Origin of the sequence: Pedobacter xixiisoli, from assembly GCF_900215335.1 — a bacterium.
In the GTDB taxonomy this organism is placed as follows: domain Bacteria; phylum Bacteroidota; class Bacteroidia; order Sphingobacteriales; family Sphingobacteriaceae; genus Pedobacter; species Pedobacter xixiisoli.
Window position 1 is genome coordinate 650,983 of record NZ_OCMT01000004.1, and the last position, 21,158, is coordinate 672,140.

The 21,158-nt window shown below is 36.9% G+C and carries 17 protein-coding genes; 5 read left to right on the forward strand and 12 right to left on the reverse strand.

Translation table 11 applies throughout. The features are described 5' to 3' along the window. Positions 1–25: 25 nt before the first annotated feature. Positions 26–1,552 (reverse strand): phosphoethanolamine--lipid A transferase EptA, encoded by a 1,527-nt coding sequence (gene eptA / locus CRO54_RS18955; protein WP_097133645.1) that lies wholly within the window; start codon positions 1,550–1,552, stop codon positions 26–28. Continuing rightward, positions 1,491–2,438, reverse strand: a complete 948-nt coding sequence (locus tag CRO54_RS18960; RefSeq protein ID WP_240775153.1) for a phosphatase PAP2 family protein — start codon at positions 2,436–2,438, stop codon at positions 1,491–1,493. Before CRO54_RS18960 ends, eptA begins: the two co-directional genes overlap by 62 nt. Positions 2,439–2,809: 371 nt before the next feature. Here CRO54_RS18960 and typA point away from each other — a divergent pair, with 371 nt between their 5' ends. Continuing rightward, a complete protein-coding gene (gene typA / locus CRO54_RS18965; RefSeq protein ID WP_097133646.1) occupies positions 2,810–4,612 on the forward strand; it encodes a translational GTPase TypA in 1,803 nt (600 codons plus the stop codon). A gap of 530 nt (positions 4,613–5,142) precedes the next feature. Here the strand turns inward: typA and CRO54_RS18970 are convergent. Further along, positions 5,143–7,158 carry a M56 family metallopeptidase gene (locus CRO54_RS18970; protein WP_097133647.1) on the reverse strand — a complete coding sequence of 672 codons (2,016 nt, stop codon included), beginning with the start codon at positions 7,156–7,158 and terminating at the stop codon, positions 5,143–5,145. Further along, positions 7,155–7,532, reverse strand: coding sequence for a BlaI/MecI/CopY family transcriptional regulator (locus tag CRO54_RS18975; RefSeq protein ID WP_097133648.1), 378 nt, complete (start codon positions 7,530–7,532; stop codon positions 7,155–7,157). The genes CRO54_RS18970 and CRO54_RS18975 overlap by 4 nt, the downstream gene beginning before the upstream one ends. Positions 7,533–7,768: 236 nt before the next feature. On the opposite strand from CRO54_RS18975, the gene CRO54_RS18980 reads away from it, so the two are divergent. Further along, entirely contained in the window at positions 7,769–9,178 is a 1,410-nt protein-coding gene (locus tag CRO54_RS18980; protein WP_097133649.1) for an MBL fold metallo-hydrolase RNA specificity domain-containing protein, read from the forward strand. A 147-nt stretch (positions 9,179–9,325) separates the two neighbouring features. Here CRO54_RS18980 and CRO54_RS18985 read toward each other — a convergent pair whose 3' ends face one another. Next, on the reverse strand, positions 9,326–10,906 hold the full coding sequence (locus CRO54_RS18985) for a M28 family metallopeptidase (RefSeq protein WP_097133650.1): 1,581 nt from the start codon (positions 10,904–10,906) through the stop codon (positions 9,326–9,328). 100 nt (positions 10,907–11,006) lie between these two features. Here CRO54_RS18985 and CRO54_RS18990 point away from each other — a divergent pair, with 100 nt between their 5' ends. Continuing rightward, positions 11,007–12,365 carry a M20/M25/M40 family metallo-hydrolase gene (locus tag CRO54_RS18990; protein ID WP_097133651.1) on the forward strand — a complete coding sequence of 453 codons (1,359 nt, stop codon included), beginning with the start codon at positions 11,007–11,009 and terminating at the stop codon, positions 12,363–12,365. Between the two features lie 60 nt (positions 12,366–12,425). On the opposite strand, the gene CRO54_RS18995 is transcribed toward CRO54_RS18990, so the two are convergent. From CRO54_RS18995 to CRO54_RS21285, 3 genes are all read right to left on the reverse strand, one after another. Beyond that, positions 12,426–13,211: an ABC transporter permease gene (locus CRO54_RS18995; protein ID WP_097133652.1), complete on the reverse strand. Its 786-nt coding sequence runs from the start codon at positions 13,209–13,211 to the stop codon at positions 12,426–12,428. A gap of 80 nt (positions 13,212–13,291) precedes the next feature. Further along, positions 13,292–14,200, reverse strand: coding sequence for an ABC transporter ATP-binding protein (locus CRO54_RS19000; protein WP_097133653.1), 909 nt, complete (start codon positions 14,198–14,200; stop codon positions 13,292–13,294). A 2-nt stretch (positions 14,201–14,202) separates the two neighbouring features. Next, positions 14,203–14,370: a hypothetical protein gene (locus CRO54_RS21285; RefSeq protein ID WP_171047937.1), complete on the reverse strand. Its 168-nt coding sequence runs from the start codon at positions 14,368–14,370 to the stop codon at positions 14,203–14,205. Positions 14,371–14,624: 254 nt separating this feature from the next. Here CRO54_RS21285 and CRO54_RS19005 point away from each other — a divergent pair, with 254 nt between their 5' ends. After that, a complete protein-coding gene (locus CRO54_RS19005) occupies positions 14,625–15,659 on the forward strand; it encodes a sensor histidine kinase (RefSeq protein WP_097133654.1) in 1,035 nt (344 codons plus the stop codon). Next, on the forward strand, positions 15,656–16,396 hold the full coding sequence (locus CRO54_RS19010; RefSeq protein ID WP_097133655.1) for a LytR/AlgR family response regulator transcription factor: 741 nt from the start codon (positions 15,656–15,658) through the stop codon (positions 16,394–16,396). The genes CRO54_RS19005 and CRO54_RS19010 overlap by 4 nt, the downstream gene beginning before the upstream one ends. A gap of 53 nt (positions 16,397–16,449) precedes the next feature. On the opposite strand, the gene CRO54_RS19015 is transcribed toward CRO54_RS19010, so the two are convergent. From CRO54_RS19015 to CRO54_RS19030, 4 genes are all read right to left on the reverse strand, one after another. Beyond that, on the reverse strand, positions 16,450–17,184 hold the full coding sequence (locus tag CRO54_RS19015) for a lysophospholipid acyltransferase family protein (RefSeq protein ID WP_097133656.1): 735 nt from the start codon (positions 17,182–17,184) through the stop codon (positions 16,450–16,452). A gap of 3 nt (positions 17,185–17,187) precedes the next feature. Beyond that, on the reverse strand, positions 17,188–17,892 hold the full coding sequence (locus CRO54_RS19020; RefSeq protein ID WP_097133657.1) for a family 16 glycosylhydrolase: 705 nt from the start codon (positions 17,890–17,892) through the stop codon (positions 17,188–17,190). A 2-nt stretch (positions 17,893–17,894) separates the two neighbouring features. Further along, positions 17,895–18,449 (reverse strand): NUDIX domain-containing protein, encoded by a 555-nt coding sequence (locus CRO54_RS19025; protein WP_097133658.1) that lies wholly within the window; start codon positions 18,447–18,449, stop codon positions 17,895–17,897. 120 nt (positions 18,450–18,569) lie between these two features. Beyond that, positions 18,570–21,008, reverse strand: a complete 2,439-nt coding sequence (locus CRO54_RS19030; protein WP_240775152.1) for a TonB-dependent receptor — start codon at positions 21,006–21,008, stop codon at positions 18,570–18,572. Positions 21,009–21,158 lie beyond the last annotated feature (150 nt).

The window sequence follows — 21,158 nt, forward strand, 5'->3', positions numbered from 1 at the left end:
GCTTTATCCAATTGGATGCCTGTTTTTATTTAAAAATATTAAGGTTTTCATCATAAACAGGACTTTCTATCCCTAGAAAATTCAAGGTACTATGAAAGACATGGTTTTGAGATACCGCCCTATTTGGTTTAAGTTGTTTCGAATTTTCAGATAGCCAAACAATAAACGGAATATCAAATTGTTCTTTTGGAGCAATACTTAAAGGAAGGCCATGCATGTACAGGTTTTTTTCTCCTAAAGATTCTCCGTGATCCGAAACAAACAGCATTGCACTACTGTAATCTTTTAACTGCTTTAGGTTTTCAATTACATTGTGAAGGATGTAGTCCGTGTATACAATTGTGTTGTCGTAAGCATTAATCAGCTCTTGGTGAGAACAATTTCCTAATTCAACACTGTTGCAAACAGGTTTAAAAGTTTCAAATTGTGGCGGGTATTTTTTGCTGTAAGTGGGCCCGTGACTGGTGCTTGTGTGCAAAATAATCAATATCTTATCTTTTTTGCTGGCTAATATCTGTTCCTTTAATCCCGTCAACAAAACTTCATCGTAACCACAATTATTTCCTTTACAATCTGCTGATAAAGTTTCTCCAGTTTGGTAGTTCTTGATGTGTATTGGAGGTTCTCCCGAATTCGTAGTCCTCCAAATCACTTCTACATTGTTTCTGTAGAGATAGTTTGGTAAAATTTCATATAAATCGCCAGTGTTCTGGTGCTCTAAAATGCATTTTACACCAGCTGTAGTGTAGGTTGCGCAAGAAGTTGCGTTAAAACTGAACAGGTTTTTCTCTTTAGATAGTAAAGGATTGGTGTTTTTGTTATATCCATACAAAGAAAAATTTTGGCTTCTGGCCGATTCCCCAATAATCAAAACCACCACAGATTTTTTGTTGTCTTTTATGCTGGCATCGGGCAGTAATATTTCTTTTTTATTCTTTTTGTATTCGTGAATATAGTGTAGAGAGATATTTACAGTGTACGACCAAGGCATCGCTAATCCGCCCAGCGTTTTCGAGTTTTTATCAATCCATAGCCAATTACTTGCATTGGCAAATATTAAAACCGCAACAAATAATAAGGTAAGTGAAGAGTTTATAGCAAACCTTTTTAAGCTTACATTTATAATTTTGGTTTTGATAATGTAAATGCTGGGAAGTACACCGAACAACACCAAATAAATAATCAACTTCACAGAAAAAAAGCTACTCGATTCTTGAAAGTTGGTGTTAAGTATATTGCCAATCATGCTTTTGTCTATAATCACACCATAAGTGTTAACGAAATAAACGGCAAGCGCATTTAAAATAAAAAATAGCACCAATAACCACTTCCCTACAATGCGAGACAGGAAAAATATAAGGTAAAAGACAAGTGCATTTAAAACAAGCATTAAAATCACCAGACTAACAATGACTAAAATACCGTTGATACTTTTATAATTTAGATTATTAAAAACGAAGGAAAAAAATGGATAGTGGAATAATAAAAAATTAAGAAAGCTTATTATTAGTACGTAATGGTTTAAGCTTAAATTGATTTTTAACTTGAGCATTTGTAATGATATATAGTGTTGTAAGTAAACTAGCTAACGAAAAATAATAAATTATCAAATTATTATGAATTAGCCTGTTTACAAGTAGAAAGCAGCAAGCAGAAAACAATGCAATAAAAATTGGACAGTACTTTTTGTTGCTTACCCAGGTCAATAAGCTGTACTTTCGACTCACGAAAATACCAATAAGTCCTAAGATATAGCCAATAATACTTCCAACAATTACATCGATAGGGTAGTGTGCGCCTACGCCTACCCTCGTAGCTACAAGAATTAGCCCTAGTGTAATTATCGAAAGACACCAAAAAAACTTGTATTTAAATTTTTTTGGCATAAATGCATACATCAACACGGTTAGTGAAGTAAAGATCGTAATAGAATGGCCAGAAGGCAGGCTATTGTTGCTAGCAAGTGTTTCTCCAATAATTACAAAGCTATCGTTATCTAAAGTTGCCGCAGGTCTTGGTACGTGAAATATGTTTTTTAATAGACAGCATAATAGCAGAGATATAAGAGATGAAGCTATTAAAGCTTCCCAGATTTTAGGAGCATATATAATAAAAATACTTAAAAAGGAGAAGAAAACAAGTGCATCTCCAAATTGAGTTAAGTTATACTGTATGCTCGGAAATTGAGATAGTTTTGAATTAAGTGATATAAAAAGTTCTTTTTGAACTGTCGAATAAGCATTAACGTTCAGCGCATTTTTAATATATAAAAAAGCGACGACTGAAATTAATAAAAATATAGGCAGAAAAACTGCGGATAACTTCAGTTTAGCGTAGTTTTGAGAAACGCCTTCATTCATAAGTATCTGGTAATATGTTGTTTGTTTAGTGGTGCTAATATAATTTAATATTGTTTTAAATAAAATATTTTTTGACATTTATTTGACTTTATGGCTTTTGCTGCGTTTTAAAGCATGTAGTCTATTTTCCACTAATCTCATCTATTGGTTTTTTCCTCTTGAACTCATTTAAGTCTAAAATGCTTTTTGCTGTGGAGTCACGAACACAGAGATAAGCATATTGTATGGGTGCATTTAACTTTAGAGATTTGTATTGGCTTTCTTTCAGCTCTCGCCGCATTTGAAAATGACGGATTAAGAAAACAAAAGATAGAAGTGTAAAGTGTGGCTGTTATAGACGATTAGTAATACAATTGATTTACAAAAACTTAACACATTTTGCTAGTCGTTTTTCTTTCGGTTTTAAGGTTTTTTTACTACCTTTGCGCCCTAAAATACAATCGCATACAATGCAAAAGATAAGAAACATAGCTATTATAGCCCACGTAGATCACGGTAAAACTACTACGGTAGACAAAATTTTACATGCCTGTTCTATTTTTCGTGATAACGAGCAAACTGGAGATTTAATTCTAGATAACAACGACTTAGAGCGTGAACGTGGTATTACCATCGTTTCTAAAAACGTTTCGGTAAAATATAAAGATGTTAAAATCAACATTATTGATACTCCTGGTCACGCCGATTTTGGTGGTGAGGTAGAGCGTGTATTGAAAATGGCTGATGGTGTACTTTTGCTATGCGATGCTTTTGAAGGTGCAATGCCTCAAACTCGTTTCGTAACACAAAAAGCTTTGGCTTTAGGCTTAAAACCAATTGTTGTTGTAAACAAAGTTGATAAAGAAAACTGTCGCCCAGAAGAGGTTTATGAGCAAATTTTTGAGTTGTTCTTTAACTTAGAAGCTACAGAAGAGCAGTTAGATTTCCCTGTAATTTACGGTTCGTCTAAAAATGGTTGGATGAGCACTGATTACAAACAACCTACAGATAACTTCTTCCCATTATTGGATGCTATTGTAGAACACATTCCTGCAGCACCAATTAATGATGGTAACTTACAAATGCAAATTACTTCGTTAGATTATTCTTCTTTCGTAGGTCGTATTGCAATTGGACGTGTACATAGAGGTACAATTAAAGAAAACCAACCTGTTACGTTAATTAAACGTGATGGTAAGTTGGTGAAATCTAGAGTAAAGGAATTATATACTTTTGAAGGTTTAGGTAAAGTTAGAACTACAGAAGTAAGTTCTGGCGATATTTGTGCTGTTGTAGGTATTGATGGTTTTGATATTGGTGATACTATTGCTGATTTCGAAAATCCGGAGCAATTACCAGTAATTAGCATTGATGAGCCTACAATGAACATGTTGTTCACCATCAATAACTCACCTTTCTTTGGTAAAGAAGGTAAATTGGTTACTTCACAACGTATCAAAGATCGTTTGATGAAGGAAATGGAGAAAAACTTGGCATTAAAAGTTGTTGAAACTCAAGGTGCAGATTCATGGTTAGTTTACGGTCGTGGTATTCTCCATTTATCGGTATTGATCGAAACGATGCGTCGTGAAGGTTACGAGTTGCAAGTAGGTCAGCCACAGGTTATTGTTAAAGAAATTGACGGTAAGAAACATGAGCCAGTTGAGACATTAATTGTTGATGTACCTGGTGATGTTGCTGGTAAAGTAATTGAATTGGTAACTCAACGTAAAGGTGAGTTGTTAATTATGGAGCCAAAAGGCGATTTACAACACTTAGAATTCGAAATCCCTTCTCGTGGTATTATCGGTTTACGTAACAACGTATTAACTGCAACTGCTGGTGAGGCAATTATGGCACACCGTTTCAAAGCTTACGAGCCTTGGAAAGGTACAATTCCTGGTCGTTTAAATGGTGTATTAATCTCTATGGATAAAGGTACAACTACCGCTTATTCTATTGATAAATTACAAGATAGAGGTCGTTTCTTTGTAGATCCAGGCGTGGATATTTACGAAGGACAGATCTTAGGCGAGCACATTCGTGATAACGATTTAGTAATTAACATTGTTAAAGGAAAAGCGTTAACTAACATGCGTGCTTCTGGTACTGATGATAACACTCGTATTGCACCAGCAATTAAATTCTCGTTAGAAGAATGTATGGAGTATATCCAAGCTGACGAGTATATTGAGGTTACTCCTCAAAGCATGCGTTTGCGCAAAATCTTCTTAACAGAGCAATTACGTAAAGCAAACGGTAGTAAAAACTAAACCCCTAAATCTCCGCCTCGGCGGAGACTTTTAAATATTTAAGAGCCTGTAAGCGAAAGTTTGCAGGCTTTTTTTTTGTTTAAACATTAAGGCATTAAGAAGAGTTAAGCGTAATTTTCCTTAATTTCTTAATGTTTTTGTTTTTTTGAAAAGCAATAATAGCGCTACAATTTATGCTAGCCCTTCTTTCCGCTATATCTTTTTGTCTGTCCTTCGACAAGCTCAGGATGACAGCCAAAAAGTATACCGCTGCAATAAGGTTTATGATTGAAGGAGTCGTGTTCTATAAGTGTTCCAATCCTAATTTAAGCTATGCTGCAAAACTTTAGCGTTCCTCTTGGCAATTCACTTATCGATTTGCGAAAGCTTATAGTTGAAAAATCGGTAATTACTTGTATGCTAGCATAGTAAATTCGTAAAATTGAAATTAATTATTTAACTTTAATTGTCCGAGACAGAGGAGATATAACAAAGCCCTTCCGATATTTTTTCGGGAGGGCTTTTGTTAAGTACTTGTTTGCTATTGGTATTTATCCCTTGTTGTTTACAAAACCGATTGGGAGATTGTATTTTACCCTAACAGGCTTGCCATCTTGTGTGCCGGCTATCCACTTAGGGCTAAGTTTTAATACCCTTATAGCTTCTTCATCTGTGCCATAGCCTAACTTCCTATCTATTTTGATATCACCTAGTGAACCGTCTTTTTCTATAGTGAAAGATGCAAATACTTTGCCTTGGATAGCTGATTTTTTGGCTTCTTCTGGGTATTTGATATTGTCGCCCAAAAACTTGTAAAACTGCGTCATGCCGCCAGGAAACTGAGGTGGGTTTTCCATCGAGACAAAAGAATAAACCGTGTTGTCTTGAACTGCTTCTTGGTTTACACTTTTTTGATTAAGTGTAAACGCTATAGGAAGGTTGTATTTTACCCTAACAGCCGTTCCATTTTTTAAACCGGCATTCCATTTCGGGCTTAACTTTAAAACTCGGACAGCTTCCTCGTCGGTGCCATAACCCACCTTTCTGTCGATCTTGATATCACTCAATGAACCGTCCTTTTCTACAACAAATGATACAAATACTTTACCTTGGATACTCAGTTTTTTGGCTTCTTCGGGATATTTGATGTTGTTGCTTAAAAATTTGTAAAACTTATCCATTCCGCCTGGGTAAGTCGGAGGGTTTTCGATACTTATGAAGCTATAAATCTGATTTTCGGGATCTGGTTTTGCATAACCAATTATAGTGACTGTGTTTAGGGCAGTGTAGCCCGTTTTCGCAACAATGCTTTCGTTTAATATTTTAGTTGGAGATCCCGAGAGCCTATATTCAACTTTCATGCTGTAATTTCCATTAGCTAGGGCATTACCTTGATATTTAGCTAAATTTACTGAAACCTCTTCATCTGCTCCGTAACCAAGTTTTGGATCTACTATAATGTTTTCTAGCTTCTTGTTGGTTACCGTAAAACTTACTATTAAATTTCCTTGTACATTGTTTTCTGCTGCGGTAGATGGATATTTAATGTTGCTTCCTAAGAATTTGTAAAAACCTTCAGTTCCATCGTTCGTATTGGCTTTGTTTATTGGGGGTTTAACTTTTGTTTCGGGAGAAATAGAAATATTTACGGTTTTTTCGCTGGGAAGTTCTAATACTTCTGCCACTACTTCCTTAACATCTTCTAGTTTTATGTTCTCGGCTGTAGCCAAAATTTGTTCATTTTTGCTAATAGTTGCAGATGACAGCAACAATGCGGCAGCGAACAGCGGTACAAATATCCCATATTTTAGTATTGCTGTTTTTTTTGATCTTTCTTTGTAAAGCATAAAAATTCTTTTTTTAACCATCGATTTCTTAAAAAATCCGTTGGTAAGCTTGTTCGTATTTACTCCGAAAGCTTGATTAAGCAATAATATGGCATATGTTTCTTTGTCGCCTTGAAATTTAGCGGCGGCTTCATCTGCCAGATATTCATGTATGCTTTTAACGGTTTCTTTATACAAATAGATGATTGGGTTAAACCATGTGATAATGCCTAAAATCTCGAAGAAGATAACATCGAAAGTATGTAACTGTTTAATATGGATATCTTCATGATGATTTACTGTAGCAACCTCTGGTAGGTTTTGGGCAACTACTTTTTGCTTCCAAAAGGAGAACGCCAAACCACTTTTAACACCCTCCAGCATTTTTTTTACAGCGTAAAGCTGTAAAATGAAACGTACGGTGAAAAAGAATGTGCCAATTAAGTAAATACCTGCTATCAATAAGCCCCAATTAAAACCATGCTGCACAGGGGCGGCAGTAATAGGTTGGGTAATGATGTCGTTAATTTGACTTACTTGCACATAAATTTGCTGACTAATTGCTTGCTTGCCGAACCACTCAATTTGCATAAACGGAATAGTCAAAGAGAAAATTCCAGCACCTATTAAATAGATGCGATTGAACACAAAATAGGTTTCTTTAGCCAGTAGCAGCCTGTAGAATGCATAAAATACCACCAAATAGATATTTACTTGCAGCAAATAATGTGACCAGCTCATTTTGGTTTGTTTTTGAATTTGTTAATCATTTTTAAAATCTCGTCAACATCGCTTAGGTCGAGTTTTTCTTCTTTCACGAAAAATGAGAACATGCTTTCTACCGAATTTTCGAAATAATTGCCTAGCAACTTTTCTGTAGCATGTTTTTTGTACTCTTCCTTAGAAATCAATGGATGGTATTTGTGTGATTTTCCAAAAGCTTCGTGACCAATAAAGCCCTTAACCTCTAATATCCTGATAATGGTAGAAACGGTATTGTAGGCTGGTTTTGGCTCAGGCAGTTGATCAATTACTTCCTTTACAAAAGCGCTTTCTAATTGCCATAACACTTGCATTATCTGTTCTTCTGCTTTAGTTAAATCTTTAATTTCCATTTTTTTGATGTTGTTTATTCAGGTCTTGCAATACACTGAATTAAGTTAGATATCTAATACTAAGCTATAACTAAATTTTTAGTTTTAAAAATATTTAATGATTTTATTTTTTGTTAAGCCACAGATAAACAAATGATTTTTAGTAGTTCAATTGGTGTGAAATTGTTAAATCTGTGTATTTGTGGCTTATTTGAATGTTTGAAACAAATACTTATCATTGGTAAAAAAAGCTAATTATGAAAATATCTTTCCACGGTGCAGCAAGAAACGTAACAGGCAGTAAGCATTTGCTAACGCTTGATAATGGAACTAAAATACTATTGGATTGCGGAATGTTTCAGGGGATGGGACAGGAAACAGAGGAACTAAATGAACGATTCGGTTTTAACGCTTCGGAAGTGGATGTATTGGTGCTATCTCATGCGCATATCGACCACAGTGGCTTAATTCCTAGATTGGTAGCACAAGGTTTTAAAGGAAAAATCTATGGTACTTCGGCTACCAAAGAATTAGCTAAAATTTTATTGTTAGATTCTGCCAAAATTCAAGCTGGAGATTTAAAATACAAAAACAAGAAACTGGCGAAAAGAGGTTTGCCTTTAGAGGAAGCATTGTACGAAGAAGAAGATGTGTTAAAGGCGGTATCTTTCTTTGAAGTGGTAGACTATGAGCAAGATGTCACTATCGCAGATGGCGTTACTTTACGTTTTGTAGATGCCGGACATATTATTGGCAGTGCTTCGGTGCATTTAACTATTACAGAACAAGGTAAGGTTGGTCGCTTAAGTTTTAGTGGCGATGTTGGGCAATATGGTGATTTGTTGCTACGTCCACCTCAACCATTTCCACAGGCAGATTACATTTTGTTGGAATCTACTTACGGAGATAAACTTCACAAAGATGCGCAACCTACTGCACAGGCTTTATTGGATGTAGTGGTTAAAACCTGTGTAGAAAAGAAAGGAAAAGTAATCATCCCAGCTTTTAGCGTTGGGCGAACGCAAGAGATCTTGTATGTACTTAATAATTTAGATTTGGAAGGCCGTTTGCCAAAAGTGAATGTTTATGTTGATAGTCCGCTTTCTGCTAAGGCAACCGCCATTGTAGAAAATCATGCAGAAGGCTTTAATGATGCTGTGCTGGATATCATGAAAATAGACGATAATCCATTTGATTTTGAACGATTGCATTACATTGAAAGTGCAGAAGATTCGATAGCACTAAATGCAAATCCAGAACCATGTATTATTATTTCTGCATCTGGCATGGCCGAAGCTGGAAGAGTAAAACATCACATCAAAAATTGTATCAGCGATGCTAAACATACCATTTTGCTAGTAGGCTATTGTGAGCCAAATTCGTTGGGAGGAAGACTTAAAGCAGGAGCGCAAGAAGTAGGAATATTTGGTGATAGATTTACCGTACATGCGGAGGTACGTAGTATTCAATCGATGAGTGCGCATGGCGATTATAATGATTTGCTACAGTTTCTATCTACTCAGGATGCTAGCAAAGTGAAACAGTTATTTTTAGTGCATGGCGAGTACGAAGTGCAGCAGGTTTTTAAGGATAAACTTCAGGCTGTAGGCTTTAAAAATGTAGAGATTCCAGACAGGCATCAGTCTTTCGATTTAAAATTGAGCTAGTATAATGCTAGCTTTGGATGTGTTTTAACTGCGATTATCAGAATAAATTATAGTTTTTTTATCTCTTATAGGTATTGTCTATATTAAAAAACCACATAGAAACATAGTAGTCAACCTATGTTTCTATGTGGTTGAATATTAAAAATCCTAGTTTCTAGGAGCTACCGGTTTTGGTAATTCTTTACGAGGGATTTTCTCGCTACGCTCCGAAGTGTGATACACAAATGAAGCGATAATCGTTGCTGATTTTTTCAAATCGTCTTCCACTAATCTGTCGTAAGTATCTTGGTTGGTATGGTGTGTACGAGTGTTGTAATCCATAGGATCTTGGATGAACTGGAACCCTGGCAAACCAACAGCATCATACGCTTGGTGATCGGTACCACCAGTGTTATTAATCGTTACCGTTTTAGCACCTAAATCTGCGAATGGGTTTAGCCAAGCTTGGAAAATATCTCTTGCACCAGCATTACCTTGTAAATAAATACCACGAACAGCACCCGTACCATTATCTAAGTTATAGTAAGCACTTAACTTGTTGTGTTCTGGTAATAATTCCATTTTGGTAGGGTCTGCAAAATGTTTTTTCACATAACCTCTAGAACCATGTAAACCTTGCTCTTCCGCATCCCAAAGTGCAATTCTAATCGTTCTTTTTGGTTTAAAGTCAATAGCTTTTAGGATACGCATTACTTCAATCATTACAATAGAACCAGCAGCATTATCTGTTGCGCCAGTTCCCGAGTGCCAAGAGTCAAAGTGTGCACCAAGCATTACAATTTCATCTTTTAATTTTTTGTCCGTACCTGGAATTTCAGCAATGACATTATAGCCTTTTGCATCATCAGCGTAGAAAGTTGTTTTTACTTCTGCTTCAACCTCTACTTTTTGACCAGCACGTAACAAACGTAAGATGTGTAAGAAATCTTCTGCTGAAACTTCTAATTCTGGAGCAACAGGTTTAGCGTCTACCGCATAAGAAGCACCATTGCTAGTAAAGAAAGTTCCGTAGTTACCACGAGCATAAGTTAAGATTAAGCCAACTTTCTCTTGTTGTAGGGCTTCGTTAATAGCAGCTCTGTTTTGACGCATACGCATCATCATTGCCATTTGATTATTGCCGCCACGACCACCTGGACGAGCTTGACCTGGAGCAGCTGGTTCTGCAGCAGCCATCTCGGCTAATTTTTCGTCCGTATGGCGAACTACGTCTGGTGTGTAAGAATTTTTTAGTGGTTGTACCATTACTGATTCGATCACCACAATCTTACCAGCTAATTTCCCTTTATATTGCGCTAAATCGGTTACGGTATCAGCTTTGATTAAAATTACTTCAGATTTTACTGGTCCATTAGTACCAGGTGTCCAAGCTTTAGGGTAGCCAATAATTGGTCTGTAAAATGGAGCGGTTGTAGCTGCGTAGTATCTCTCTACCGACCAACCTTTACCAAAATCACCCCAAGTTTCTTGTTTTGCGTTTTTAAGGCCTAGGTCTGAGAAGTATTTAACTGCCCAATCTCTGCCTTTTTTAATACCTGGAGAGTTGGCTAAACGAGGACCAATTACATCAGTAATCTGGAAAGCAATATCCATTACCTTCGAGTTTTCTAATCCTTCTTTTCTGATCTTTTGTACAGCTTCGTTATTTACCGCTTCTTGTGCCATAGCATCAAAAGCGTTAAACGAAACTGCAAAGGCTAATGCGCCAATGGTAAATTTCTTTATCATAAATTGTTTATTAGGTTAAGTAACAATAAAGCGTGAATTTACAGCTAAAGAAAAATACTTGTAACTTTCTATTAAGAATTTTACAACGCAAACTAAACACATGAAATACCTAAAACTCACCTTCGTTATCTATCTATCTTTTTTTACTGCTAAAACTTGCTTCTCTCAACGAACTGAGGTTAAAGACCCCACAATTGTCTCTATGTTGAATGAGGTCTCGGCAACTAATTTGGAGACTTTAGTAAGGAAAATGGTTTCTTTTCATACCAGACATACGCTGAGCGATACCCTTAGTAAAACCAAAGGAATTGGAGCTGCGAGAGCTTGGATTAAAAGTGAGTTTGAGAAATACGCTGCCGAAAGCGGTGGAAGGTTACAGGTTTCTTATGATACCTTTTTGCAGCCGGCAGATGGAAGGAGAATCAAAGAATCGGTAACACTAAAAAATGTAATGGCTGTTTTGCCTGGGACTGATCCAAACGATAAGAGAATGCTGATGGTTTCTGGTCATTATGACTCTAGAGTTACGGACGTAATGAATATTAGAGATTTTGCACCTGGTGCTAACGATGATGCTTCTGGGGTAGCTGCGGTAATGGAAATGGCTCGTGTAATGAGCAAGCAAAAATTTAGCAATACTTTGGTTTTTGTAGCTTTTGTGGGAGAAGAACAAGGCTTGTATGGTGCCGCAAACTTAGCTAAAAGAGCAAAAGAAGAAGGCTGGAATGTTCATTTACTAATGAACAATGATATTGTTGGTAATTCTTACGGAATGGAAACAGATATTAAAGATAACAAAAGTGTAAGGGTCTTTAGTGAAGGTGTGTCAGCTTCAGAAACCAAGGAACAAGCTGCGGCTAGATTGGCGGCAGGAACAGAAAATGATGGCAAAGCTAGACAGGCGGCGAGGTATATCAAAGAAGTAGCTGAACGTTATGTAGACCAGCTGGATGTTAAACTAATCTACCGTAGAGATAGGTACTTACGTGGTGGCGACCATACACCATTTTCGCAACAAGGTTTTGCTGCGGTTAGGGTAACCGAGATGAACGAAGATTTCAATCGGCAACATCAAGATGTGAGAACAGAAAATGGCTTTAAATTTGGCGATTTGCCAGAATACGTAGATTATAACTATCTGCAAAAAGTAACTCGTATGAATATGTCGGTAATGGCGAATTTAGGTTTGTCTACACAAGAACCCGAAAATGTAGGGATTGTTACTTCTGGCTTAACTAACAAAACGCAATTAAAATGGGAAGCACCAAAGGGAAAATCGCCTTATGGCTACTATGTGTTAATGAGGGAAACTACCAGTCCATTTTGGGAGCGTAAGTTCTTCGTGAAAGAAAACCAAGCAACTTTGGCTTATTCGAAAGATAACTATTATTTCGGTGTACAATCTGTAGATGAAAATGGCCACGAAAGCTTAGTCGTAATTCCAAAGCCGGTGAGATAAAGCAAAAAGGCGGTAACCAGCCGCCTTTTCATAATTAACTAAAACTAAACTAAAAAATCTTTATTTAATATTCCTCTTTAAGAGGATGAAATAACCCAATATAAATACAACTACGCCACAAATCAAGCTATTGGCAATAGCTTGGTCAAAAACACCAAATTCTATGCCCTTTTTAGAACTCATGATGTTCATCACTGTTAAGCTTGGAAATGCATGAGGCAGATAAATGGCATATTTCCAACCTACATTTGCGCAGATAGAGCCAACTATCGTTAATAAAAATCCCAATCCAAAAGGTTTAAGGAAATCATTCCACATCAAATTCATTAAAAACTGAAGGGAGATAATGCCTATTGAGGAGAGGAACATTTTGGTAAATGACCTGAAGATGATTTCGCTAGGGTTAAAATCTCCAAATTTTAATTGTGGTCTAAAAAGCTCTATTGCATGTCCTGATACGATAATCAGCACTGCAAATAGCAACATGGTTAAAAAAGTAAGGAAGATAACGTATAGAAACTTGCTCGAATAAATGGATAATTTAGGCAGGGGCAAAGAAAATAAACTTTTCCAAGTATCGCCTTTATACTCCATATTGGTAACGGCGTAAGTATTATAAATCACCAATACTGGCAACAACAGTGAACCCATAATGCCTACAATAGGCGATAGGAAATAGAACCAAAGTATTTGTGGTGGGTGTTTTACAAGGTTTTCGTATTTAAAGATGAAGCCCAGAGCGATGGCAAAACATATAATTAGAGGCAATAAAATAGAACTCCAAAAAGCTAAAGTTTTACGCGATTTATAAAATTCGGATTGAAGTGAGATAAAAAATGAACGCATAAGTTTAGTTGTTTGGTTGGTTAGTTTTTTGGATGTTTGGTTTACTATCGGTTGGTATTGAGAATTTGATTATTGGTAATTTAATTCCTTGAAGTAATATCTAAAAACAAATGTTCGAGGTCTTTTTTCTCGGTACCGATGGTGTAAACCGTAACACCATTTTTAACCAATAGACTGTTGTAATTCCCCATATCGGCTTTGCCTGTGTAACCAATATGAATAGTTCCTTCTTTTTCGTTGATGATTTCTGCTCCGGCACCACTTAAAATGTTGGTAGCGGCAGCATGGTCGTCTACTTCTATTTTGATAGACGGTTTGCTTAAATCGTGCAACTCATTGATCGTGCCTTGAAAAAGCAATGCGCCTTTGTTGATGATGCCTACATGAGTGGCAGTTCTTTCTATTTCTGCTAATAGATGGCTAGAAACCAATATCGTTTTACCGTGTTTGCTGGTCAGTTCAATCATCAAGTTCCTGATTTCGATAATCCCATTTGGATCTAAACCGTTAGTCGGTTCATCTAAAAGCAGTAGCTCTGGATCGGCAATTAAAGCTAGGGCAATGCCTAGTCGCTGTTTCATGCCTAGAGAATATTTGCCTGCCTTTTTATTGGCAGCTTCGGTTAGCCCTACCAAAGCCAACATTTCTGTTGCTTTATTTTTGTTGATGCCTAGAAGGATGCAACGGTTAATCAGATTTTCTTTGCCTGTTAAGTGTGCGTAAATAGCTGGCTGCTCTACCAAAGCGCCCATTTCCTTCAAGCAAGCAATGCGGTTATTGGTCAGTTCCTTGCCAAAAATAAAAACGGTATCAGCTGGCGACTGTAGCAGATTCAATAAAATCTTAATGGTAGTGGTTTTGCCAGCTCCATTTGGACCTAAGAAACCATAAATACTTCCTTTAGGTACTTTTAAAGATAGATCCTTAACTACTACTTGTGAGCCAAAATGATGATTAAGCCCAACCGTTTCTATGGCAAATCTGCTCATCCTTATTTTAAGATTACAGTAGCCGCTTTAACAATGCTAGTGTTGGTGGTAGTTTTTGCTACTTCCTGTTCGTTAGTGCTATTGTTGTTTGTAGCAAAAGCAAATAACATTACCATAAATACAGGAACTAATAAAAGTAAGAATGGTGATACGTTGGTTAACTTTTTCATGGTTCTAAGGTTTTAAGTTTTATATGCTTGTTTTTACTCTCGTTGTTTTCGTTGAACAAATAGAATCATTCTTTAAAACCTGTGAAAATGTTTTAGACCAAGTGCAAAATATCCTAGATAAACGGTTAAAATGCCCGTTTGTCGAATAAAACGGCTAAATTGCCTATTCGTAGAAAAAAAATGCCCGTTCGTCGAAAGTGCTTGGTGGCAATTAGGCTTATCGGTAGTTTAGAAGATTAAGTTTCTACAAGTTTATGAAGAATAACAGCAAGGCATCGTTAATATTAAATTGCATATTCTGGGGAGTAATTGCTGCTTTCCTTATTATAGCGCTGGTTTTATTCAACTCTAAGCATACGTTACGAGAATATATCGTTACTTGGCTTGGCTTTGGCTTAATCAACATTGCCATCTTCTATATTAATTATTTGGTGCTTATCCCCGAGCTCATTAAAAAGAAAAAACTTTATTGGTGGTATGTTGTCTGTTTTATCCTTTTGCTTTTAGCAAGTTGTACGATAAAAACATTTATTGCGGCGCTAAATCCTGAAGAGACCTTACGTTATACAGAAGAAGGTAAGGTTAAATACATGGAATTGACTTGGTTTTTTGTGAATCGAGTTTTTATAGGTGGTTTTTTCTTGGTTTCTAGTTGTATTATCAAATTTGCGGTTGATTGGTTTTCTAATGAACGTGTGCAACGTAGCTTGGAAAGTGAGAAGAAAGATATGGAATTGCAGTTCCTTAAATCACAACTGAATCCACATTTCTTATTCAATTCCCTAAATAATATCTATTCTTTAGCCTACCAAAAATCAGATAAAACTGCCGACGCCATTTTAAAACTTTCGGAAATTATGCGTTACATGATTTACGAAAGCAACGACAGTTGGGTGAGTTTAGATAAGGAAGTGGAATATGTAGAAAGTTACGTAGAGTTACAGAAACTTAGGTTTAAAGATGGTGCTGCGGTAGAAATTAGTATCAATGGCGTGATTGATGGACAAAAAATTGTTCCCCTGATTTTGATTTCGTTTGTAGAAAACGCCTTTAAACATGGTGTAGCAAATGATGCTGAGGACCCCATCAAAATCAATATTATTGCCAACCAAAAGATATTGCACTTTAGTGTAACCAATAAAAAGAATACCACCAACAAAGACGCCATTGGAGGCGTTGGATTAAATAACGTAGAACGTAGATTACAGTTGCTTTATCCCGATAGATATAAGCTAAATATTGTAAATTCGGCTACGCATTACACTACAGAACTAATGCTTGATTTATGATTTTAAAATGTATTGCCGTTGATGATGAGCCGTTAGCGCTTGATATTATTGCTGATTATGTAGCGAAAGTGCCATTTCTTGAATTGGTAAAACGTACAGAAAATGCTATTGAAGCAATGCAGTTAGTGCAAGAAGGTAATATTGATTTGGTGTTTTTGGATATTCAAATGCCTGAGTTAACGGGTATTCAATTCCTGAAGATTGCGGGAAACAAAGCTAATTATATCTTAACTACAGCTTATTCGCAGTATGCTCTAGAAAGCTATGACTTAAATGTTTCGGATTATTTGTTAAAGCCAATTGCTTTCGATAGGTTCTATAAAGCGGTAGAGAAAGTGCGTAATCAGCTTCAAAAGCAAGAAACAACAGTAGCAGCGCTAGTACCAGAGCCCGTTGCTGCGCCAATAGCTACACCGATACAAGATTTCATCTTCGTTAAAACGGAACATAAAATCCAAAAAATAGAGCTAGATGATATTCTTTACATCGAAGGGTTGAAAGATTATATTTCCATTTTTACCAAAACAGAACGTGTAATTACACTTCAAAACATGAAGAAAATGGAAGAGACCTTGCCAAAGGGCGAGTTTATTCGGGTGCACAAATCTTACATCATCTCGGTAGATAAAATTGAAAGTATTGAGCGTAGCCGTATTTCTATCGGTGGAAAAACTATTCCGGTTGGAGATACCTACAGAGATGCTTTCTTTAAGCTGATTGACAGTAGAAACGTTTAAAAAATATAATTAAAAATATTCTGGCACACGCCTGTGGCGTGTGCCTAATTAAACTACTGCCCAATCTGCTGTTTAATCGCATTTTCAGCTTGCAGCACTAATTCTTCCGGATTTTTATCTCCACGTTCTATCGGAGCTAAAACCGTCCATTTAAGTGGTAACAAAGTATTTAAAGGATAGGAGCCATTGCGAACAATCTTCCAAGAGTTTTCTATGGCCACAGGAACAATAATTGCCGTAGGTACAATCTTCAATAAAGTAGCAATACCACCTACCTGAAAAGGTTTCATTTTGCCATCTTTAGCTCTGGTGCCTTCCGCAAAAATCACAGTACTCCAGTTTTTCTCATTCATTCGTCGACCTAGCTTAATGATCTCACCGATAGATTGCTTGCTATCTTTACGGTCTATGTTTGCTCCACCGCCATATTTTAAGTTAAAAGAAATAGAAGGTATCCCTTTGGTTAATTCAATTTTAGAAATAAACTTAGGATGGTGCTTGCGCAAGAACCAGATTAAGCTCGGGATGTCGTACATGCTTTGATGGTTGGCTACGAAAATGATAGGTCTATCAGTAGGTAATTGCTGGTTATTTTTAAAGCTGATGCCGTTTAGCAAAGTAAACTGCGAATAGGTAAGGAAGAAATTAAGGATATCTACCGACCACTTGTGTGCAGAATAGCCAAAGAATTTGTAGCATATCCATTGTATGGGCTGGAAAATAACCAGAGATAAACCGAAGGTGAAATAAAATACAACGGTAAAAATATAGCCTAAAAGCTTGCTCATTAATTATCTTTTATAAGGTGTGTATTTAAATGAATTTACGTACGCAAAGGTAGGAAGTTTTGCGTTTTTTATACTACCTGCCCACTTCTCAGATTTTGTGGCCCATAAATTAAAAATGACTTGCATCGGTTTGTCTGGAACGGCAGTTGCAGTACGATGAATAACCTTTCCGTCTACTTCCCACACAATACTGTTGGGTTTCCAGTCAATCACATATGTATGGAAATCTTTAGTCGCATCAAAATTCAGTGAAATTTCTTTATCATGCGAACGTTTGTCTACCCAATGGTTGAGTGTAACTACTTTTGGAAATTTGCCACTAATCTCGAAATCTATCTCCGTATGATGAGCCGAATTTGGTCTATATAAAAAGAATGCCGTGATACAGCCTAAAGCATCAGAAGCTTTTAACTTAGCTTCAAAGCGACCATATAAAAACATCCTTTTAGTGCGGAGTTCGGCTGCGGTATAGTTTTTCTCATGAAGTTTGTTTTGGTGTAGCGAGAGCACAATATTTCCATTTGCTACATTCACATTGTTTTCGGAGAAATGGGCAAGGTTATTTTCAAAAGTATGATTCTCCGCATACCAATTTCTGTGGTAACCATTCAAGAAATTCTCCTCAAATGAACCTTTTTGCCTTAGCTCATTTTGAGTTTTGCAGGAGAGGGAAAAGAAGATTAAGGGCAAAGCGCAACGAAAACGCATCTTTAGATCACTCCTTTCTCTATCAAGATATGTACTTTTAATATCGCTGCTACGCTTATGCTGTCGGTAATTTCGCCTTCCATTACCATTTGGTAAGCTTTGGCAAACGGTACTTTCATCAATTGTAAATCTTCCGTTTCTTCTGGTTCAGCTTCGCCCTGCGTTAATTCTTGTGCTAAATAAATAATAGCCAATTCATCACTTACCGAATTAGAAAGATGCATTCTTTGGATTTCGGTTAACTTGCCACAAATTAATCCAGTCTCCTCTATTAATTCTCTTTTAGCGCTCAATTCTGGCTCGGTACCCATGGGGCCGCCGCCCTCTGGAATTTCCCAACTATAAGCTTTTAAAGGATAACGGTACTGACCAACTAACCAAGTGTTCTGCTCTTGGTCCAATGGTAATATACCAATGGCTACGTTCTTAAAATGTACTTCGCCGTAAATTCCTTTGCCGCCCGCAGGGTTAATCACTTGATGTTCGGTAACGCTAATCCAATTGTTATCGTATTTTTCTTCGCTACTTAAGGTTTGCCAAGGGTTTTCTTCTTTCATTGCAGAGGTTAGGAATAGGTATTTTGGTTTGGGAACTTACATACAAAAGTAAACAATTAAGTTTTGGTTCCCGAAGTTTCGGGATTTCGTTACCCTCAACCTTGTTCCTTACTCTTTATTCTAATTATTTGGCGGTGGAGGTACTTTTACATTATTGGTTTTCACTTTTGTGAAACGATAGTTTAAGTTGAAGACGAAGTTGTTGGTGTTGCTAACCCCGTAAGTATTAGAAAAGAAATTTAAACCTTCATTAAATGTGGCATTTCTCCTTCCTCTAAAAGGGTCGTTAGCACTTACACGAGCTGTTAGGGTGTTTTTAAAGAATGTTTTTCTAGCTCCAAAACTGGTATTAATGGAAGACCTGTTTCTGCCAATGGCACTTACATTATTGTTATAATTTAAATTGGCTTCAAACGCTGTTTTGTAGGGTAGTTGCATTGAAAATCCAGCTCTAGACCTGATACTGATGCCACCTCTGTTTAACGCATTATTTAGTGCCGAGGTGTAGTTACTCTGGATAATGCTTAGATTTCCGTTGGCAGATATTTTTTTGGTTGGACGGTAGTTGCCAATTAACATCAATGCCACAGAATAATTGGTGCCCACATTGTTGAATGTACTTTCGGAAATACCATTAGGATTGACAAATCGATAGCGCTCGATGACTCCGCTGGCCCTAGAGTAGGAAATACGAGGTGTAAACGACCACTGCTTGCCGAAAGCACCAAAGCTTACATCAAACTGATGCGTAAAAGAAGGGTCTAATTCCGGATTTCCGTAAGAGATATTTAAGGTGTCGGAGTTATTAATTTGTGGGTTTAGGGTGTTTTCTCTAGGTCGATTAATTCTTACGCTATAAGTGGCGCCAATGTTATACCGTTTCCTGAAAAAACGGTTTAAAGAGAAGGAAGGGAAGAAACTTAAATATGGACTAACGTTATAGATTTCTCCAGTAGATAAATCGAATTGAACATTGGTATATTCGCTGCGAAGGGCTGTTTTTGCCGACCAGCCATTCTTGCGGTAATTGTAAGAAACGTATCCCGCTAGGATATTTTCATTGTAGAAAAACTCATTAGTTAACTTATTATCAGTGTTGTATTGCTGCGTTTTGTAGTTGAAGTTTTCAACCAATAAATCATTCTCATTTTTTCGGTAGTTATAGGCAATACCAAATTCTAACCTATCCCTTTTATTGAAAACAGGCTTGTCGTAATCTAAATTGAAATTGATGCCTTGATTCCCGATTTCATTGTCGTTCTGTTGTAAGCTTGGGTTTAGATTAGTAGGGAATGCAAAGCTACGCTCGAAGCTGCGGAGCGAATTGTTGCTGTTGGCATTCACGGTAAAGCCAACTGTCAGTTTTCCTCCCGAAGTATCGGTAGTTAGGCTGTAATCAGTATTAAAAACGAAGTTCCTACTGTTATTGTCTCCAAGGTTAATTTGATTCCTCAGTCGTTTTGTAATTTCTTCTTGATTGATGTAGTAAAAATCATTGCCCGACCAGCTATCGCTTTGGTTTAAGTTGTAACTGGTGTTTACACGAAGATTTTGCTTTTTGTTGATGTCCCAATCTAAAGCCAGTCTGAAGTTCCCTCCATCACTTTCGCTGCGGGCGTTGTTAAACTGGTTATAGTAGAAAGTAGTGTCTGGATTTTGGTAAATGTTCGGGTCTCTATCTTTAAAGAAATTGGTGCGGTAACTCTCACTACTGCTTTTGTTAATACCAGTTCTAAAAGCACCACCACCAGTAATGCTGTATTTTTGTCCGCGGTAAGAAGCGTTAGCATTGGTGTTGGTATTGCCCTGTGTGCCTGCAGAAATACCTAAATTTCCGTTAAAGCCAACCTTGAAGCCTTTTTTCATCACGATGTTGATGATACCTTCACCGTCTGCCGAATATTTAGCAGGTGGATTGGTCATTACCTCAATCTTGTCAATGGCATCTGAAGGAAGTACGTTTAACAAATCGGCAATGTTTGAGGTCATGTAGTCCGAAGGCTTGCCATCAATGAAAACCCTAGTGCTTCTTTTGCCCGAAATGGTAGTGTTTCCGTCAATATCTACTTCAACCATAGGTACGTTTCTCAGCACATCGGTAGCGGTACTACCTTCTGCCAAAATACTAGAACCCACATTGTAAGTAATTACATCGGCACCAACTTCGATTACAGGTTTTTCTGCGGTAATTACTACTTCGTTGAGGTTATTTTGTTCGGTAGCTAGCTTAAGTGTACCTACGTTTTTATCGAAATCAGCTTTGCTTACTATAATTTCGTCAACAAACACTGAACCAAAGCCAACATAGCTAACTTTAAGTTTGTAGATGCCAAATTTGATATTGCTAAACCTAAATACACCATTCTCATCTGTTTGAAAGGTGAGCATAGGTTGTTCTGCACCGCTTTCAAAGACAGAAACAACTGCAAAGGGAATGGGCATTGCGCCAACTTCTTCAATAACTTTACCCCTAATTGTACCTTTATCTGCAGTTTGAGATTTTGATGATAATGGAAAGATAAAAAAAGAAAAAAGGAGGAGGCAAAGTAAATTCTTCAACGTTTGGTTAGGTCTAAATCCATACTAATATATTAAGAAACTCTTTAAAAACTGAATTTTATGGACACTATATCTCTAGAAAATAATTCCTTAAGTCGGTTGGATAATAAAAAACCCTCAAGGTTTAATTTTCTTGAGGGTTTGATTGAA

Coding starts and splice junctions, on each gene's coding strand:
- eptA (WP_097133645.1), bottom strand. CDS start 1,552: ATGCTCAAGTTAAAAATCAATTTAAGCTTAAACCATTACGTACTAATA.
- CRO54_RS18960 (WP_240775153.1), bottom strand. CDS start 2,438: ATGTCAAAAAATATTTTATTTAAAACAATATTAAATTATATTAGCACC.
- typA (WP_097133646.1), top strand. CDS start 2,810: ATGCAAAAGATAAGAAACATAGCTATTATAGCCCACGTAGATCACGGT.
- CRO54_RS18970 (WP_097133647.1), bottom strand. CDS start 7,158: ATGAGCTGGTCACATTATTTGCTGCAAGTAAATATCTATTTGGTGGTA.
- CRO54_RS18975 (WP_097133648.1), bottom strand. CDS start 7,532: ATGGAAATTAAAGATTTAACTAAAGCAGAAGAACAGATAATGCAAGTG.
- CRO54_RS18980 (WP_097133649.1), top strand. CDS start 7,769: ATGAAAATATCTTTCCACGGTGCAGCAAGAAACGTAACAGGCAGTAAG.
- CRO54_RS18985 (WP_097133650.1), bottom strand. CDS start 10,906: ATGATAAAGAAATTTACCATTGGCGCATTAGCCTTTGCAGTTTCGTTT.
- CRO54_RS18990 (WP_097133651.1), top strand. CDS start 11,007: ATGAAATACCTAAAACTCACCTTCGTTATCTATCTATCTTTTTTTACT.
- CRO54_RS18995 (WP_097133652.1), bottom strand. CDS start 13,211: ATGCGTTCATTTTTTATCTCACTTCAATCCGAATTTTATAAATCGCGT.
- CRO54_RS19000 (WP_097133653.1), bottom strand. CDS start 14,200: ATGAGCAGATTTGCCATAGAAACGGTTGGGCTTAATCATCATTTTGGC.
- CRO54_RS21285 (WP_171047937.1), bottom strand. CDS start 14,370: ATGAAAAAGTTAACCAACGTATCACCATTCTTACTTTTATTAGTTCCT.
- CRO54_RS19005 (WP_097133654.1), top strand. CDS start 14,625: ATGAAGAATAACAGCAAGGCATCGTTAATATTAAATTGCATATTCTGG.
- CRO54_RS19010 (WP_097133655.1), top strand. CDS start 15,656: ATGATTTTAAAATGTATTGCCGTTGATGATGAGCCGTTAGCGCTTGAT.
- CRO54_RS19015 (WP_097133656.1), bottom strand. CDS start 17,184: ATGAGCAAGCTTTTAGGCTATATTTTTACCGTTGTATTTTATTTCACC.
- CRO54_RS19020 (WP_097133657.1), bottom strand. CDS start 17,892: ATGCGTTTTCGTTGCGCTTTGCCCTTAATCTTCTTTTCCCTCTCCTGC.
- CRO54_RS19025 (WP_097133658.1), bottom strand. CDS start 18,449: ATGAAAGAAGAAAACCCTTGGCAAACCTTAAGTAGCGAAGAAAAATAC.